15 protein-coding genes are annotated in these 16,274 nt (G+C 46.6%); 7 read left to right on the top strand and 8 right to left on the bottom strand.

The features are described from left to right. Positions 1–107 precede the first annotated feature (107 nt). Both QUA36_RS01645 and QUA36_RS01650 read left to right on the top strand, forming a co-directional pair. A complete protein-coding gene (locus tag QUA36_RS01645; protein ID WP_333164313.1) occupies positions 108–1,823 on the top strand; it encodes an ATP-binding protein in 1,716 nt (571 codons plus the stop codon). Between the two features lie 365 nt (positions 1,824–2,188). Beyond that, a complete protein-coding gene (locus tag QUA36_RS01650) occupies positions 2,189–3,940 on the top strand; it encodes a calcium-binding protein (RefSeq protein ID WP_333455158.1) in 1,752 nt (583 codons plus the stop codon). A 206-nt stretch (positions 3,941–4,146) separates the two neighbouring features. Here the strand turns inward: QUA36_RS01650 and QUA36_RS01655 are convergent, their stop codons facing one another. Beyond that, positions 4,147–4,839, bottom strand: a complete 693-nt coding sequence (locus QUA36_RS01655; protein ID WP_333455160.1) for a DUF2259 domain-containing protein — start codon at positions 4,837–4,839, stop codon at positions 4,147–4,149. Positions 4,840–5,250: 411 nt separating this feature from the next. Here QUA36_RS01655 and clpB point away from each other — a divergent pair, with 411 nt between their 5' ends. Further along, positions 5,251–7,866, top strand: coding sequence for an ATP-dependent chaperone ClpB (gene clpB / locus QUA36_RS01660; protein WP_333455161.1), 2,616 nt, complete (start codon positions 5,251–5,253; stop codon positions 7,864–7,866). A gap of 118 nt (positions 7,867–7,984) precedes the next feature. Here clpB and QUA36_RS01665 read toward each other — a convergent pair whose 3' ends face one another. Then, entirely contained in the window at positions 7,985–8,161 is a 177-nt protein-coding gene (locus QUA36_RS01665) for a ribbon-helix-helix domain-containing protein (RefSeq protein WP_096829277.1), read from the bottom strand. 53 nt (positions 8,162–8,214) lie between these two features. Continuing rightward, a complete protein-coding gene (locus QUA36_RS01670) occupies positions 8,215–8,391 on the bottom strand; it encodes a ribbon-helix-helix domain-containing protein (protein WP_333029546.1) in 177 nt (58 codons plus the stop codon). A gap of 205 nt (positions 8,392–8,596) precedes the next feature. Here QUA36_RS01670 and QUA36_RS01675 point away from each other — a divergent pair, with 205 nt between their 5' ends. Then, entirely contained in the window at positions 8,597–8,830 is a 234-nt protein-coding gene (locus QUA36_RS01675) for a hypothetical protein (protein ID WP_333455163.1), read from the top strand. Between the two features lie 147 nt (positions 8,831–8,977). On the opposite strand, the gene QUA36_RS01680 is transcribed toward QUA36_RS01675, so the two are convergent. Next, positions 8,978–9,640: a hypothetical protein gene (locus QUA36_RS01680; RefSeq protein WP_333455165.1), complete on the bottom strand. Its 663-nt coding sequence runs from the start codon at positions 9,638–9,640 to the stop codon at positions 8,978–8,980. On the opposite strand from QUA36_RS01680, the gene QUA36_RS01685 reads away from it, so the two are divergent. Beyond that, the gene (locus QUA36_RS01685; protein WP_333455167.1) at positions 9,639–9,827 is read left to right on the top strand and encodes a hypothetical protein; all 189 of its coding nucleotides are present in this window, start codon (positions 9,639–9,641) and stop codon (positions 9,825–9,827) included. The two genes, QUA36_RS01680 and QUA36_RS01685, sit on opposite strands and share 2 nt — an antisense overlap. A 132-nt stretch (positions 9,828–9,959) precedes the next feature. On the opposite strand, the gene QUA36_RS01690 is transcribed toward QUA36_RS01685, so the two are convergent. Continuing rightward, positions 9,960–10,976, bottom strand: a complete 1,017-nt coding sequence (locus QUA36_RS01690; RefSeq protein ID WP_333452956.1) for a YihY/virulence factor BrkB family protein — start codon at positions 10,974–10,976, stop codon at positions 9,960–9,962. Between the two features lie 129 nt (positions 10,977–11,105). On the opposite strand from QUA36_RS01690, the gene QUA36_RS01695 reads away from it, so the two are divergent. Both QUA36_RS01695 and QUA36_RS01700 read left to right on the top strand, forming a co-directional pair. Beyond that, entirely contained in the window at positions 11,106–11,738 is a 633-nt protein-coding gene (locus tag QUA36_RS01695; RefSeq protein ID WP_333455169.1) for a hypothetical protein, read from the top strand. 406 nt (positions 11,739–12,144) lie between these two features. Continuing rightward, positions 12,145–13,116, top strand: coding sequence for a mechanosensitive ion channel family protein (locus QUA36_RS01700; protein WP_333455171.1), 972 nt, complete (start codon positions 12,145–12,147; stop codon positions 13,114–13,116). 137 nt (positions 13,117–13,253) lie between these two features. On the opposite strand, the gene purU is transcribed toward QUA36_RS01700, so the two are convergent. The 3 genes from purU to thrC all read right to left on the bottom strand — a co-directional run bounded on the left by purU (position 13,254) and on the right by thrC (position 16,099). Then, positions 13,254–14,108: a formyltetrahydrofolate deformylase gene (gene purU / locus QUA36_RS01705; RefSeq protein ID WP_333455173.1), complete on the bottom strand. Its 855-nt coding sequence runs from the start codon at positions 14,106–14,108 to the stop codon at positions 13,254–13,256. Positions 14,109–14,221: 113 nt separating this feature from the next. After that, positions 14,222–14,842: a Uma2 family endonuclease gene (locus QUA36_RS01710; RefSeq protein ID WP_333369617.1), complete on the bottom strand. Its 621-nt coding sequence runs from the start codon at positions 14,840–14,842 to the stop codon at positions 14,222–14,224. Positions 14,843–14,962: 120 nt separating this feature from the next. Next, the gene (gene thrC, locus QUA36_RS01715) at positions 14,963–16,099 is read right to left on the bottom strand and encodes a threonine synthase (protein WP_445301411.1); all 1,137 of its coding nucleotides are present in this window, start codon (positions 16,097–16,099) and stop codon (positions 14,963–14,965) included. Between the last annotated feature and the right edge of the window lie 175 nt (positions 16,100–16,274).

Below are 16,274 nucleotides of genomic sequence, written 5' to 3' on the forward strand. Positions count from 1 at the left end.
CCCAATAACTGCCGAAAGCGGGCTTGAAGCCAGAACTTTATTTACCCTCAGACAGGCATCAATTAGAATATAGATGGTGCCTCTCAAAGGTGACGAGTACATTGCCCATGTCTTTAACCTTAGCTTTGAAAAATCAACTGCAGAACCGTCCTCAAATAGGGTTGAAAAGTCTGTTGGGCCGCTTGGGTATCAGGCAGAAAATCGGCTGCGGATACGCATTGGTCATTGGTATTGCCGTTTTGGGTGCTGTGGCGGGACGGGGAGTAGAATCCTATCACAAGCAGCAAGTTAGAGAAAAACTAGCGCTCGACCGAGATAAAGCGGAAATCCTGACAAACCTCAACAACACGGTGCAGGAAGTCAGAATTCAGCAGCAAGAGCTGGCGAGTCTGACGGCCAAACCGCAAATTTTCGATAGCCAACGCTCGGAATTCCTGACTCGCGTTGCTCAGATGAGCGGCATCCTCGAACAACTGCAAACCTCGTCGCCTACGAAGAATCCCGAGGTTGCCAAAGACTACCAACAGCTTCAACAGTTCGCTCAAGTCAACGGCAAAACCGTAGAATCATACTTTCAACAAGTACAAAAATTGTTGGCTGCTGCCAAATTATCTGCTTTGAATCCGAAGCAGCAGCAGGCTTTGGGGCAAAACTTGAACAATTTTGTGGCTGGCGAAACTGCTTTGAAACTCAAACAGTTTTCCGAGGATTCAGCCCAACTGGCCGCCAACTTTCGGGAGAAAGCAGATGAGGCATTGAGAACCTACGAAAATGCCGAAAAACTCGGAACTCTCATTCTCGTTTGCTCTCTCTTGATATCAGGTGCGATCGCAGCAATTCTAGCAGCATACACCAGCGGGGCGATCGCTCGCTCCTTAGAAGCCACCACCCTCATCGCTCAGCGAGTGACAGAAGAATCTAACTTTGACCTGCAAGTACCCGTCACTACTTCCGACGAAGTGGGAATGCTAGCAATCTCCCTCAACGAACTGATCCAAAGAGTAGCTGAATACACCGAAGAATTGCACGAAGCAAAAGTAGCCGCCGAAGCTGCCAACCGCTCGAAAAGTGCATTTCTCGCCAACATGAGCCACGAACTACGCACCCCCCTCAACGCCATCATTAACTACAGCGAAATGCTGCAAGAAGATGCTCAAGATTCCGGTTCAGAAGACTTTCTCCCGGACTTAGAAAAAATTCAAACCGCAGGCAAACACCTGTTAGATATGATTAGCGACATTCTCGACATTTCCAAAATAGAAGCCGGTCACGTCACGCTTTATTTGGAAAACTTCGACGTGGCGACCATGATTGAAGAAGTGATGACTACTGCTCAACCGCTAGTAGAAAAGAAAGGCAATTCTTTAGCACTGAAAACCAAAGGCGAACTCGGCACAATGTACGCCGATCAACCGAAAGTGCGGCAAATTCTCCTTAATTTGCTCAGCAATGCTGCCAAGTTTACCGAAAAAGGCGTCATTACTATCGGCGTGGAAAGAATGAAAATTGAAAAATCAAGACCGACCAAACAAAATAAAAATAATGATTTTCAATCGGGTTCAAGCTACACTTCTCAAGTTTTAATGTTTCGAGTCAGCGACACCGGAATCGGCATGACGGACGAGCAATTAGAGCAGATATTCAAACCTTTTACCCAAGCTGATGCTTCGACTACCCGCAAGTACGGAGGCACGGGTTTGGGATTGACAATTAGCCAGCGTTTGTGTCAAATTCTCGGCGGCGAAATTAGCGTTGAAAGCGAGGATGGTAAGGGTTCAACTTTTATTGTCAGTCTCCCGGAACGGGTGGTGATGCAAGCATAAAGTCAGGCAAAATATTGATTTTGAAACGGATACACGGATTAATTATTGAGCATTCGTCAATAGTCAGGAGGCAGATATTCAAGGAAAAAGAAAGAGGGAGGAAGGAAGAGGGAAATTTTAAAATGTATTGATATAGCAACCGCCAAGGCGATGAGGGCATAAAGTGTAAATAGCCTCAATTGCCGTGCGATCGCAAAACCCATCTCCAAAGTTCTACTCTTAAATATTAATACTTCGGATAGTTTTTGATTACCAGTCGTAGAATAAGGGTTTCAAGGCTTTAAGGCGATCGAGCTAACAAGGGAAAACCCAGGGTTCCAGACTACGAAATAAAAACAGTTCGGACTATTGAAATATCAGAGCTTATGAATATTACTCGCGTCTCAGTGGACTCAGCAGGCAATCAGGGCAATCGAGGGCCATTGGGCATCTTTTCCTCTGCTTCCATTTCGCCCGACGGGCGGTTTGTGGCGTTTGAATCTCCAGCATCCAACCTCGTGCCGGGGGACACTAACGCTAGCGAGGATGTCTTTGTGCGGGACACGCTAGCCAATACCACCACCCGTGTCTCTGTTGACTCAGCAGGCAATCAGGCGAACGAGGACTCCTTTGACCCCTCTATTTCAGCCGACGGGCGGTTCGTGGCATTTTGGTCTGTTGCCACCAACCTCGTGCCGGGGGATACTAACGCTAACTCTGACATCTTCGTGCGGGACACGCTCACCAATACCACCACCCGCCTCTCTGTAGACTCAGAAGGCAATCAGGCGGACGATCAGACGTACTATGGCTCCATCAACCCTTCCATCTCAGCCGACGGACAGTTTGTGGCATTTGAGTCAAAGGACTCCTATCTCGTGCCGGGGGATACTAACGAAACCTACGACATCTTCGTGCGGGACACGCTCACCAATAGCACCACCCGCGTCTCTGTAGACTCAGCAGGAAATCAGGGGAACAATACCTCCGTAGACCCATTAACACGCTACGACGACTTTAGACGCGGCGGGTCTAAAAACTCCTCCATCTCATCCGACGGGAGGTTTGTGGCGTTTCAATCATATTCTTCCAACCTTGTGCCGGGGGATACTAACTATAGCCCTGACATCTTTGTGCGGGACACGCTTACCAATACCACCACCCGCCTCTCTGTAGATTCAGCAGGCAATCAGGGGAACGGGGAGTCCTACAATCCCTCTATTTCAGGCGACGGGAGGTTTGTAGCGTTTAGATCTGATGCCTCCAACCTCGTGCCGGGGGATACTAACGAAACCTATGACATCTTCGTGCGGGACACGCTCACCAATACCACCACCCGTGTGTCAGTAGATTCAGCAGGCAATCAGGCGAACGGCGACTCTTCCAACGCGTCCATTTCTGCCAACGGGCGCTTTGTGGCCTTTTATTCAGGTGCCAGCAACTTTGTGTCGGGGGATACTAACAATGCCTCCGACATCTTCGTGCGAGACACGCTCACCAATACCACCACCCGTGTGTCAGTAGATGCAGCAGGCAATCAGGGAAACAATGCCTCCTTCTACCCCTCCATCTCAGCAGATGGGCGGAGAGTAGCGTTTAATTCAAATTCTTCCAACCTCGTGCCGGGGGATACTAACAATACCCGCGATGTCTTTGTTTCTGACATCGGCAACACTCCAGGCAATAACCCTCCTGATAACAACATCAACGGCACTAGCGGCAACGACAACCTGGCTGGCACCAGCGGCAACGATATTATCAACGGTGTGGAAGGGAACGACGTACTTACCGGTTTGCGAGGCAACGATATCCTTGTCGGCGGCGACGGCAGCGATGTCCTGAATGGTGGCAAAGGTTTTGACACCCTCAACGGCGGTTTGGGAAACGATATTCTAGTCGGCGGTGGGGGCAACGATGTTTTTGTTTTAGGTATCGGATTGGGAGTTGATACGATCGCTGATTTCGCTAAGTCTCAAGATACCGTGCAATTAATCAATGGCTTGACGTTCGGACAGCTATCAATTTCGCCGGGAACTGACGGCACATTAATTACAGTAGCCAGCAGCGGTGAAGTTTTAGCTTCTTTGATAGGTGTTGCTCCCAATCTCATCGGTTCTGAAGATTTCATCTCGGTTTAGAGATAGTAAAGTGGTCATTTTTGAAATCACTTTTGCTCAGGGAACATGATTAAAATTGGCCAATAATCACTGTAAGTTTTGATAAGCTGTTCAGCATTTAATTTTTTTGCCTGAAAGCCAGGGTGCAAGGAGTCTAGGCTTCAAAAATCCCAATTTAAATGCGTATCAGCTATATTCCCAGGTTTTGACCTGGGAATATAGCAAGCCTAAAGAACAAAGCCTTGTACAAAAGTAGTTTTCAAGACTCCTTCAAAAGTGCGTTCTGTCTTGTCCACCAGCACAACTACATTGCGCCCATTCGGAGACAAACGAACTTCTCGGATTGAATAAGAGAACACCCAATCTTGAAAATTGTTCAGCGTTCCGAGGACACGCTGCCGACCGTTATGATTAATTACAAGACGCATGGCCGCGCTTTCTTTGCCAGCAGAAGCATTTTTTTGCCACTGTTCCAGGCGAATCTGTAAAGGCTTTGCTGTATTGACTTTGACGGCAACTGTCTCGCTTCCATTGGCTCCGGGAGTACGAGAAATAATGTTCAGTTTAGTTCCCGATCGAGGAGGAGTTAACTTCAAAGTTTGCCTGCTATTCCAACTTTTTTTAAGCAAGTCATCTTCGGCCATTTTAGTGCTTTTATTGGAGTCTGGCTCGCCATATTTAGTTTGGATACACCCATTTTTGATGCAGGAATTTGCAGCAACTTGGACAATTTGCAATTTTGCTTTGGGAATTCCCGCTCCTGTATCTCTGGAACTTTCTAAATACAAGTAGTAATTGCTGTCGGCGGAAAAACCCGACATCCGGTGTGCGGCACGCCAGGTACTTGCCAAAGCTTCAGGGGCTAGTGCGATCGCGGCACTTGCTATAATTCCTAACGAAATTAAAGGTAAAATTTTCATAGCTATATTTTCCATGTGTGAGAGTTATAGCGGCTGTTATTGATGAGTAAAACAATAACGCTTTGGGTTTAGCTATAGGACTGTGGCGCTTCTCAAGTCCTCTCTCCTATTTACATGAGTGTTTCTCCATTTTCCGCAGCAGGAGACTGTTTAAGAAGGTGCCGTTTTTTCAAGTGGCACTAGAAAGCATTTTTAATGTGAGAGTTGCTCTTATCCAAGAGTCCAACTTTTAGGGGCGATAGTTTGCTTTTCCTTGCGAGAGACTGCTACACAGGACGGAAATACCTATCTCAAGATAGGGGAACACCGATCCGCCCCCCCCTCCGCAACTGCCTACAATGACAATTGTACGGGGAATTAAGTAATTGCCTCTACAGCAGTCATCATTTTTAATGCAGGGAATTAAAATTTATGCAACCAAATAATCCAAACCAATTTACCGAAAAAGCCTGGGAAGCCCTCGCCCGCACCCCCGAAATCGTCAAAGCAGGTCAGCAGCAGCAGCTAGAAAGCGAACATTTGATGAAAGCTTTGCTGGAACAAGAATCGGGACTTGCTAGCAGCTTGTTTAACAAAGCTGGAGTTTCTGTAGCAAAATTGCGCGATCGCACTGACGAGTTTATCAGTCGTCAGCCCAAAATCTCAGGAAGCGGCGGCAACGTTTATCTAGGTCGTTCTCTCGACACTTTGCTCGATCGCGCCGAAACTTATCGCAAAGACTACGGCGATGAATTTATTTCGATCGAGCATTTGATACTAGGTTACGTTAAGGACGATCGTTTTGGCAAAAATCTACTACAAGAATTTAAACTAGATGAAGCCAAGCTCAAAGATATTATTACCCAAGTCCGGGGGAAGAACAAAGTGACCGATCAAAATCCAGAAGGCAAATACGAAGCGCTGGAAAAATACGGCCGAGATTTGACAGAAGCCGCGCGTCAAGGCAAACTCGATCCGGTAATCGGACGGGATGACGAAATCCGCCGCACGATTCAAATTTTGAGCCGTCGCACCAAGAATAATCCGGTATTGATTGGGGAACCGGGAGTCGGCAAAACTGCGATCGCCGAAGGACTCGCCCAGCGAATTATCACCGGAGATGTGCCACAATCTCTCAAAGACAGACAATTAATTAGCTTAGATATGGGCGCGTTAATTGCGGGTGCAAAATTCCGGGGAGAATTTGAAGAACGCTTGAAAGCGGTACTCAAAGAAGTGATGGATAGTAACGGCAAAGTCATCTTATTTATCGATGAAATTCACACCGTTGTCGGTGCTGGCGCAACTCAAGGCTCGATGGATGCCGGCAACTTACTTAAACCCATGTTAGCGAGGGGAGAATTGCGCTGTATCGGCGCTACAACTCTCGACGAATACCGCAAGTACCTCGAAAAAGATGCGGCACTAGAACGCCGCTTCCAGCAAGTTTATGTTGACCAACCGACAGTTGAAGATACTGTCTCGATTTTGCGGGGCTTGAAAGAACGCTACGAAGTTCACCACGGCGTGAAAATTTCTGACAGCGCCCTGGTGGCGGCGGCTACTTTGTCTACTCGATATATTAGCGATCGCTTCCTTCCAGACAAAGCCATTGACTTAGTGGACGAAGCAGCCGCTAAACTCAAAATGGAGATTACCTCCAAGCCAGAAGAACTAGACGAAATTGATCGCAGGATTTTGCAGCTAGAAATGGAAAGACTGTCGCTGCAAAAAGAAAGTAACGTGGCTTCGATCGAACGCTTGGAAAGACTGGAAAAAGACTTAGCCAACCTCAAGGAACAGCAAAGCGCTTTGAATGCCCAGTGGCAATCGGAAAAAGGTGTCATCGGCAGCATTCAAAAGATTAAAGAACAGATTGATAAGGTGAATATTGAAATTCAGCAAGCTGAATTAAAATATGACCTGAACCGCGCTGCTGAGTTGAAATATAGCAAGTTAACTGAATTGCAAAAACAATTGCAAGAAGCAGAAGCTCAACTTTCAGCAACTCAAACCACAGGTAAAACTCTGCTGCGGGAAGAAGTCACGGAAGCTGACATTGCCGAGATTATTTCCAAGTGGACGGGAATTCCGATTAGCAAGTTGGTTGAATCGGAAATGCAGAAACTTCTGCACTTGGAAGATGAACTGCACAAGCGGGTAATTGGACAGGATGAAGCGGTGACGGCTGTTGCAGATGCTATTCAGCGATCGCGCGCAGGTTTAGCAGATCCCAATCGTCCGGTTGCGAGTTTTATCTTCCTCGGCCCCACGGGTGTTGGCAAAACCGAATTAGCCAAAGCCTTAGCGTCTTATCTGTTCGACACCGAAGAAGCGATCGTCCGAATTGATATGTCGGAATACATGGAAAAACACGCGGTTTCGCGGTTAATTGGTGCGCCTCCGGGATACGTTGGCTACGACGAAGGTGGACAATTAACTGAGGCTGTGCGCCGCCGTCCTTACTCGGTGATTCTATTCGATGAAATCGAGAAAGCGCACCCGGATGTCTTCAACATCATGCTGCAAATTCTGGATGACGGCCGCGTTACCGATGCTCAAGGTCACACGGTAGACTTTAAGAATTCTGTGATTATTATGACATCGAATGTCGGCTCTCAATACATCTTAGATGTGGCAGGAGATAACGAACAAATGCGGAGTCGGGTGATGGAAGCGATGCGGGGAACTTTCCGCCCAGAATTCTTGAACCGGATTGATGAGATGATTATCTTCCACGGTTTGAGTAAGGCAGAACTGCGGCAGATTGTGCTGTTGCAAGTCAAGCGCTTGGAAAAACGGTTAGCCGATCGCAAGATGTCTCTGAAATTGTCGGAATCTGCGATCGATTTCTTAGCAGAAATTGGTTACGATCCGGTTTACGGTGCGCGGCCATTGAAGCGGGGAATTCAACGCGAGTTGGAAACGCAAATGGCGAAGGGTATTTTGCGGGGAGATTTTGCTGACGGCGATACCATTTTTGTGGATATCGAGAATGAAAGGTTGGCGTTTAAGCGGCTGCCGGCTCAGTTGGTGACTGCGAAATAATTTGGGTAGGGTGGGCTGCGGCCCACCTTATTTTTTTGAGGCGATGGTTCTTTTTTTTTACCGCAGATGTAGGCGGATGGACGCGGATGGACGCGGATGGGATTGCGGGCGATCGTTCTTAAGGGCGATCGCTTTCTGATTTATCTTTTTTCTGTTCTTGACGCTCTCGAACAGATTTAGTTAGCAGGTACGTTGCCAAACTGCTGACGGATCTGCTGTCTTCTTCTGCCCATTCTTCGAGAGCTTTTTGAATCTCTTCTGGCAAGTATGCGGTAACTCGTCCCCGTGAAGCCATTGGTTGCACTGCAAAACATCTCAACAAACTCCATCTTACGCCGTGGTCATCGCTTAAGGGCGATCGCTTTCTGATTCTTCCTTTTTCTGCTCTTGGCGCTCTCTGACTGCTTTAGCTGCCACATGGGATAGCAGGTTTGCAAGGGTTCTATCTTCTTCTTCAGCCCATTCGGACAAGGCTTGATGAACGTCTTCTGGCAGGGTAACTGTGACTCGCATTCGTGAAGGCATGGGCTGGGATGGTTTTACTTCAATTGTCTTCAATTTTACACTCCAACACCATTTGATATATCTTTGTGTCATTTGATGTCAATGGCATCAAATTATGCTATTAGTGTATATAAGGCTCAGGCCTTACAACGTCAGAAGCCAGCCCCTCACTGTCCAAGGTTCCGGGCTGGCTCTGGCTCCAAAAATATCAATGGAGACGAGTTCTATGTTGACATACAAAGACCGCTTGTGTTGTTGGGCGATCGCCCGTTTGTTACCTTCTCATCAATGGATGATTGTCGCCCGCTTCCGCAGTCGTTCAGATGCAGACGGGCATTTTCAGTTTCTGCGACAAACTATACCTCACGTTAAGTTTGAGGTTGTGTTCGATTTAAGCGGGGACAGTCACCGTTTAGCTGCATTGGGCCGCCCTTCCAATCCCGTCACCAGCGCGTTATAAATGGTAATTTTCGCGGCGATTTCAGTTAACTAAACGTTGGCGATCGCACTTTTGTTGATAAGTGCGATCGTCCTTCTCTGCTGGGATCATAGGTTCTGTAGAAGCGATTTTACTGGCAGAGTGATCTATTGGGCTGTCTCTACTAACTTACTTCCGCACCATCACAGACTTAATTACAGCATTCGGGTGATACTTATTAGTCTGATAGAATCCCCCTTTACCAGCGCCATAAACTCCCCCAAATTGTTTCCCTTCAGCCTTGGGAACAAACATAATGTTTCTAGTGGGTTGCTTGGCAAATACAACCCCTTCTCTCATTTCATTATCAACATTATAAGATAAAGTAGCTTTGCCGTAAATAGCCTCAGCTTGTTTCAACGTCATTCCCGGCCCGACGCCCTGAACTGTTTTATAATTAGAATTATCAGTCATCAAAAGTTCAATGACATCCGAATCTTTTAGCTTTGTACCCGCAGCATAAATAATCCGATATTGCACTTTTCCCGACTGGCTGACAGCCACGGCATCAAAGTCTACCATAAAAGGAGACTGAACTTTAAACTGCGCCGTGGAACCCAGAGCCTTTTTCAATTGTCCGAAAGTCATCCCCACCTTCGCCGCTCCAATTGTGCGATCGGAAATTGTTAAACTTGCAGTAGGTGTTTTTTGAGCAGCATTTGCCATTTCCCCCAACTTATTTGCACCCCCAGGCGCAACAGCGGAACCCGGAACCGAAATTAAAGTGAGGTAACTGCCGATCGCCAGCAAAGCAGCTATCATTGATCCAGACAAAACTTTAACATTCAACATGACTAATTCTCCTAGATTTCAAATGCGACTATCTACCCGCATCTTTTTGACTATCCTGGGCCTCACCCTCCTAGTTTGGATTCTCAGAGGTGTTGGGATATTGACATTCATTCCCGGTGGTGTTGTCTGGATACTGATTTTGTTTTCTTTTGTTGCGGGTATCCTCAGCACTTTACTCCGCAGGTAAGCCGGCATCCGGTAATTAATAATAGTTTTTTGACTGTTCACTGTTCACTGTTCACTGTTCACTGTTGTCATAACAAATAACAAATAACAAATGCCCAATGCCCAATGCCCAATGCCCAATGCCCAATGCCCGTTATTTTAGTTTCATTGCCTTTCCCACTGTCACATTCAACTGAGCGCCGATCAGCATCACCAAAGAAGAAAGATCGAGCCACAGCAGCAACACAATAAAAGTTCCGATCGTGCCGTAAGTCCAAGTATAATTGCCCAAGTGCAAAACATAAAACCGAAATAAAGCTGAAAATAGCGCCCACAAAATAGCAGCACAAACAGCTCCCGACAAAATAGGAATATCTGGTTGACGGCGGCTAGGCCCGTAGCGGTAAACAAAGGCAAAGGCCAGTGATACAATTCCCAAAGAAATCGGCCACCGCCACAGCCGCCAAACACCTAACAGTTGCGATTCCAAAGGGCAAGTGCTGGCGAGCAGCAAGCAATTTTGAACATCTTTTAAATCGCAATTGGCGACGGACTCCAGCAGGCAACTCTGGCGGGCAATAGCTTGTACAATTAAGTCGCTGACAAATACTACTCCCGATGCTAGAATTAACAGCACAATTGTACCGATACTGAGCGCCAGAGAAATAAGTTTTGCTTTCCAAAATGGTCTAGTTCGATCGCTGGGGATTTCATGGATGTGATCGAGTGCAGCCATCGCCGCGCTCATTACTCCAGAAAATGCCCAAATCGCCCCAAGAAAGCTCACCGAAAACAGCCCTTTACTCCGAGTTAACATAATTTCTTTGATTAACCCACCAATCAAGTTCCGAACGTTATCGGGTATAACTTCGCCCAAAAGACGGGCGATTTGATAAAGTGTTGACTGCAAAGGTTCAAAGAGGGCGATCGCAGATAAGATAGCCAACAGCCCCGGAAACAGCGCCAGCATAGAATTGTAGGCCATTTCCGCAGACAGCCCCGGCAAGCGCTGTTCTCCTGCCTTCGCGCCGACTTCTTTGAGCGTGTCCCAAGTCAAACACCGACAAAACAGCCAAAAACCACCAAATTTCCATTTGAGAGCTCGAAGCAGCCTCAAAAATGCCTTAAACAAAGCTAAAATCAGGTAGCGCAACCAGTAAAAAATGTTCATAGCGCACAGGCAATGGGGCGAAAGATGAGGTACACAAGTCGTTAATTAATTAAGCCATTATCAACTCGCAATTGCCAATTCCCAATTCCCCAATCTAAAATCTAAAATCTAAAATCTAAAATCAATATTATGGCTCAGGATGTCAGACAGTGGTTAGATGAAATTAAGCGGCTGCAACAGCAGTTAACAGAAGTTTCGCGCGATCGAGATGAGGCCGGTGAAAGTGCGGTTCAGTGGCGCCAACTCTACAATACCGAAGCCGAGCAGCGGCGGAATGATGCTAAATTAACTCAGCAAAGCATCGCTGCTCTGGAAGCACAAATACAGCAATTACAAAATTTTTCCCCCATTATGCCCGAAGGCGACGATGCTGGAGTTGCTCGCCAGCAGGAAGTCGAACAACTGCAAACAGTAGGCGAACTTAAAGCTAAGTTAGCAGAAGTTCTTCAAGAGCGCGATCGGGCGATCGAACAAGTTAAACAACTCACTCAAGCCCTCAAACAAGAAGAAGCCCGTCACGCCGAAACTAGCAAAAATTTAACTAGCGCCCTCGGAGATGCCGTTGACTTGCTCACGAAAGCCCAAAATCCTGCCCCTGCAAAAACGGAGACAGTATATTCTTTAGAAATAGTACCTACTCGCACTGCAAATCCTGGCGAAACTGCTCTGGAAATCCGCCAAACTTCTGCCCCAGGCAAAAATCCCGCCCAACTTCCACCTTCTAAAAATCAGTTACTCGATCTACCGCCCTTTGGGAATTAGAAGTTACAAATTCAGGAATTGTCGGCATGGCGAGTCCCTTTAGCAGATGGGATTTAGTCAGCGATGCGTTGTTTTTGCCTTAACTGCAATTAGGCTGCATTAACTTCTCAGCTTCTTTAGGATATTCATTTCCGCTTATATCGGAATAATTAAACCACAGAGGACGCAGAGGAAGGGAAGAGAGATGAATAATTCCGATGAAGGGCTGAGTTGATATTATTCCGCATCTACGGATGGTCTACTAATCGATGTAACTGTACTATATCCCAACCTATAATCTGCATTCAAAATTTTGAGGACTGCCAAAATATCTTCCTTGCATCGTACCAACCTACAGTCTTTAGATAGAACTTAATCGAGCTAGATTCTACTACTATCGACAACGACTGATGCACGAGGAAACTTCATGAAGGCAGAGATATCCATAGTCTGGAAAAAGATTCAGAGCATGATCGACGGCTTTCTGATCATGCTCCCTAATATTGTGCTGGCGTTAATTGTCTTTGCAATTTTTTACTTTGTGGGTCGGCAAATTAAGAGAGTGGTCAGGCGAGTTACCCGCAAGCACCACCAAGCTCGAAATTTGGGGCTGGTGTTAGGACGGTTAGCGCAGGGTACGATCGTTCTAGTTGGTCTATTTATTTCTCTTTCGATTATAATTCCCACATTGAAAGCTGGCGATTTGGTGCAACTGCTGGGAATTAGCGGGGTGGCGATTGGTTTTGCCTTTCGCGATATCTTGCAAAACTTCTTAGCTGGTATCCTAATTCTATTGACGGAACCGTTCCGAATCGATGACCAAATTGTGTTTAAAAACTTTGAGGGAACGGTAGAAAATATTGAGACGCGCGCTACAACAATCGAAACCTATGATGGTCGGCGGATTGTCATTCCTAATGCCGAATTGTTTACGAATACGGTGACAGTGAATACTGCTTTCGATAAACGCCGCATGGAATACGATATTAGTATTGGTTACGGCGACGATATTGATTACGCCAAGCAGTTAATCCTGGAAGCAATGTACAGCGTGAAGGAGGTGTTGAAAGCTCCTGAACCCGATGTGCTGGCGATGGAGTTAACAGAAAGTACCGTCAATATCCGCGTTCGGTGGTGGATTGCTCCGCCGCGCCGAATTGACGATCTGCGATCGCGCGACAAGGTAATTTCTGCTATTAAAAAAAAGCTATATGTGGAAAATGGCCTCGATTTGCCTTATCCCACGCGGAACATCTTGTTCCACGATCAAACCGAAGAGACAGATGGCGATCGCTCGCAGCAGCGCGAAGGAAAAGTTCCGAAACCTCGTCGTATGCGCCGCTCTTTACGAAAACTGGTCGAAAGGCGATCGCAACAAGACGGCAACGGAAAATCTTAACAGCATCACAATTAAGGAAAAATATCAAGTTGAAAAGACTTTGGGATTCGCTGCACTTGGCTCGTGCAACCGGAATTGATATCACTCGCCGATTGATCAAAAGAGTAACAAACCAGAATTGATATGATGCCTAATTTTCAAGCAAAAACCACAGTCCGATTGCCATAAACTAAAACACGATTTTGTAAATGATATCGCACGGCTCTTGCTAACACAACCCTTTCTAAATCTTTACCTTTGCGAATCAAATCAGACACTTCATCGCGGTGACTCACCCGCACAACATCTTGTTCGATAATCGGGCCAGCATCTAAATCCGGTGTAACATAGTGGGCTGTTGCACCGATAATTTTTACCCCTCTTTCATAAGCCCTTTCGTAGGGATTTGCACCCACAAACGCGGGTAAAAATGAATGGTGAATATTAATCACATTGGGAAATCTTCTGATAAAGTCTTGACTCAAAATTTGCATATATTTAGCCAAAACTACTAAATCAATCTTATATTTCTTAAGAATTTCTAACTGTTGTGCTTCTTGAATAGCTTTATTGTCTTTAGTAATGGGAATATACTCAAAGTCGATACCGTATTGTGCGGCCAGAGGCTTTAAATTTTCATGGTTGCTGATTATCAGGGGGATTTCACCCCTAATTTCTTGCGATCGCTGTCGCCAAATCAAGTCTAATAAACAGTGATCTTGACGGCTTACCCAGATTGCGATGCGTCGAATTTTATGAGAAAAATGCAATTGCCAATTGGCTTGTAAGTCCTTGGCAATTTCACTAAAAGCAGGTGTTATTTGTTCGGTGGTTAAGTCAAAATCATCTAATTGCCATTCTAACCTGCTAAGAAATAATCCAGCGGTAAAATCTGTATGGTGATCTGCGTGGATAATATTGCCGTTGTGGGAGGCGATAAAATTGGCAAGTAAGGCGACGAGTCCTTTGCGATCGGGACAGGAAATTAACAGGGTTGCAGTAGGGCTAGTCATTGTATAATCGCTAAAGTTTTATTGACGCTCCGCAGCATACAAGCTCTTTGAAGTTATTCTGTAGGGTGTACGCTACGCAGCTTACTGTTACTCGAACTACCGCCGTTTGGTAATCAGGAATTTAAAATACTGCTTACTCCGAAGATTTGTTGTGCGGTTAACTGCAAGTCTGGGAAGAGTGAAGAAATCAGTCGATCGCTCTTTTGAAACAACTTTTTTTGATACTCATCTTCTCGCAGCATACAAATCGTAATTGTCGGCTGTTTGGGTTTGCCAATATATTCTCTGCCGCCAATGCCCAGATAATCCACAATCCAATACTCATGCACTCCCAGCAGTGCGTAATCTTCAACTTTACGGGCGTAGTCGTTCTGCCAATTGGTGCTGACGACTTCAGCGATTAGTTTAATTGAGTTTCCCGATGTAATTACAGGTTCTTGTTGCCACAAAGGTTCATTAATTAGTTGAGTTCGATCTACTACAAGTACGTCGGGGCGAAACGCTGTTGCTGTTCCTAATAATTTGATGAGACAGCGAGGGGGAATAAAGTAGGGTAGATCCAGACGATCGATTTCTACATTGAGTTTTCGTCCGAGGAAGGCGGATACTTGTTCGTGCGGCCCCGTTGGTTCCATTGCGGTTAATTCACCATCGATTAGTTCGTAACGCTCGCTGTCGCCAAAGTTGGCAATAAATTCATCAACACTTAGAAGTTTGGCAGGTGATTGAACCATTCTGTTTGCTCCTGGTGATGAATTAAGAATTTTTTTAACGAACCGCAGAGGACGCAGAGGAAGAGAAGAGAGAGAAGATGACAAAGAGTTTTCATATTTCCCTATTCCCTCTTCCTTCTTTTAAAACCCCATCGCCCCAGCTACTGCATCCAAACTCGGAGCAATGCCACTTTTAAATTGATTGTTGCTGTGATTAATTGCGGTATCCGGGTCTTTCAAACCGTTACCAGTTAGCACGCAAACTACCGTCGCCCCAGTCGGAACTTGGTCTTTTACCTTCAGCAAACCGGCCACAGAAGCTGCACTCGCCGGTTCGCAGAAAATTCCTTCCTGTGATGCTAACAAACGGTAAGCGTCGAGAATTTCGGCGTCGGTGACTGCGGCAAAACTGCCACGGCTGGCTTCGGAAGCTGCGATCGCCTGTTTCCAGCTAGCAGGGTTGCCGATCCGAATTGCCGTCGCCAGGGTTTCTGGGTTCGCCACTGCTTGGCCCGTTACCAAAGGCGCAGCCCCGGCTGCTTGAAATCCCATCATCTGCGGCAAGCGCGAACATTTTTTGGCTTGGTGGTATTGACAAAAACCCATCCAGTATGCTGTGATGTTTCCCGCATTTCCCACGGGAATGCACAGCCAGTCTGGGGCGTCGCCTAAAGCGTCCACCACTTCAAAAGCACCGGTTTTCTGGCCTTCCAAGCGGTAAGGATTGACGGAGTTGACCAATGTCACCGGATAATTGACAGCCATTTCGCGGACAATTTCTAAGGCGCGATCGAAATTTCCCTGAATCGAAATTACTTCCGCACCGTAAAGCAAAGCTTGCGCCAGCTTGCCCAAAGCCACGTAACCTTCGGGAATCAACACGAAAGCTCGCATTCCCCCGCGTCGGGCGTAGGCGGCCGCGGCGGCCGAAGTATTGCCCGTACTGGCGCAAATTACAGCTTCGGCACCAGCTTCCTTTGCCTTGGAAATCGCCATTGTCATCCCCCGGTCTTTGAAACTACCAGTGGGGTTGAGGCCGTCGTATTTCACCAAGACGCGCACGTCTCGACCGATGAGAGAGGCGATCGCAGGTGCTGGAATCAAGGGAGTATTGCCCTCTTGGAGAGTGACTACCGGCGTGGTTTCCGTCACCGGCAGGTAGGGGCGATAAGCTTCGATCAAGCCGGGCCAGCCGTAGCGTTTCGGCTCGGCTGCGCGGGCAGCGGAGTTAGCAGCGGAGTTAGCAACAGAGTCAGTAGTAGGTAGAATCAGGGTCACGATGTCAATGGTTTTAGGCAATGGCCAAAGAATTTACACTAATTTTAGCTTGATCGGTTAATTTGATGTTTAATACGATCGGTTCAGGTTAAAGTAACTTAATGGTGTGAATGTGTAGATATGTCTACTCAATTACTAATGTCAAATAATTCATCCACTCTTTCCCGGCCTCAAG

The organism is Microcoleus sp. Pol10D4, from assembly GCF_036701555.1.
Classification (GTDB): domain Bacteria; phylum Cyanobacteriota; class Cyanobacteriia; order Cyanobacteriales; family Microcoleaceae; genus Microcoleus.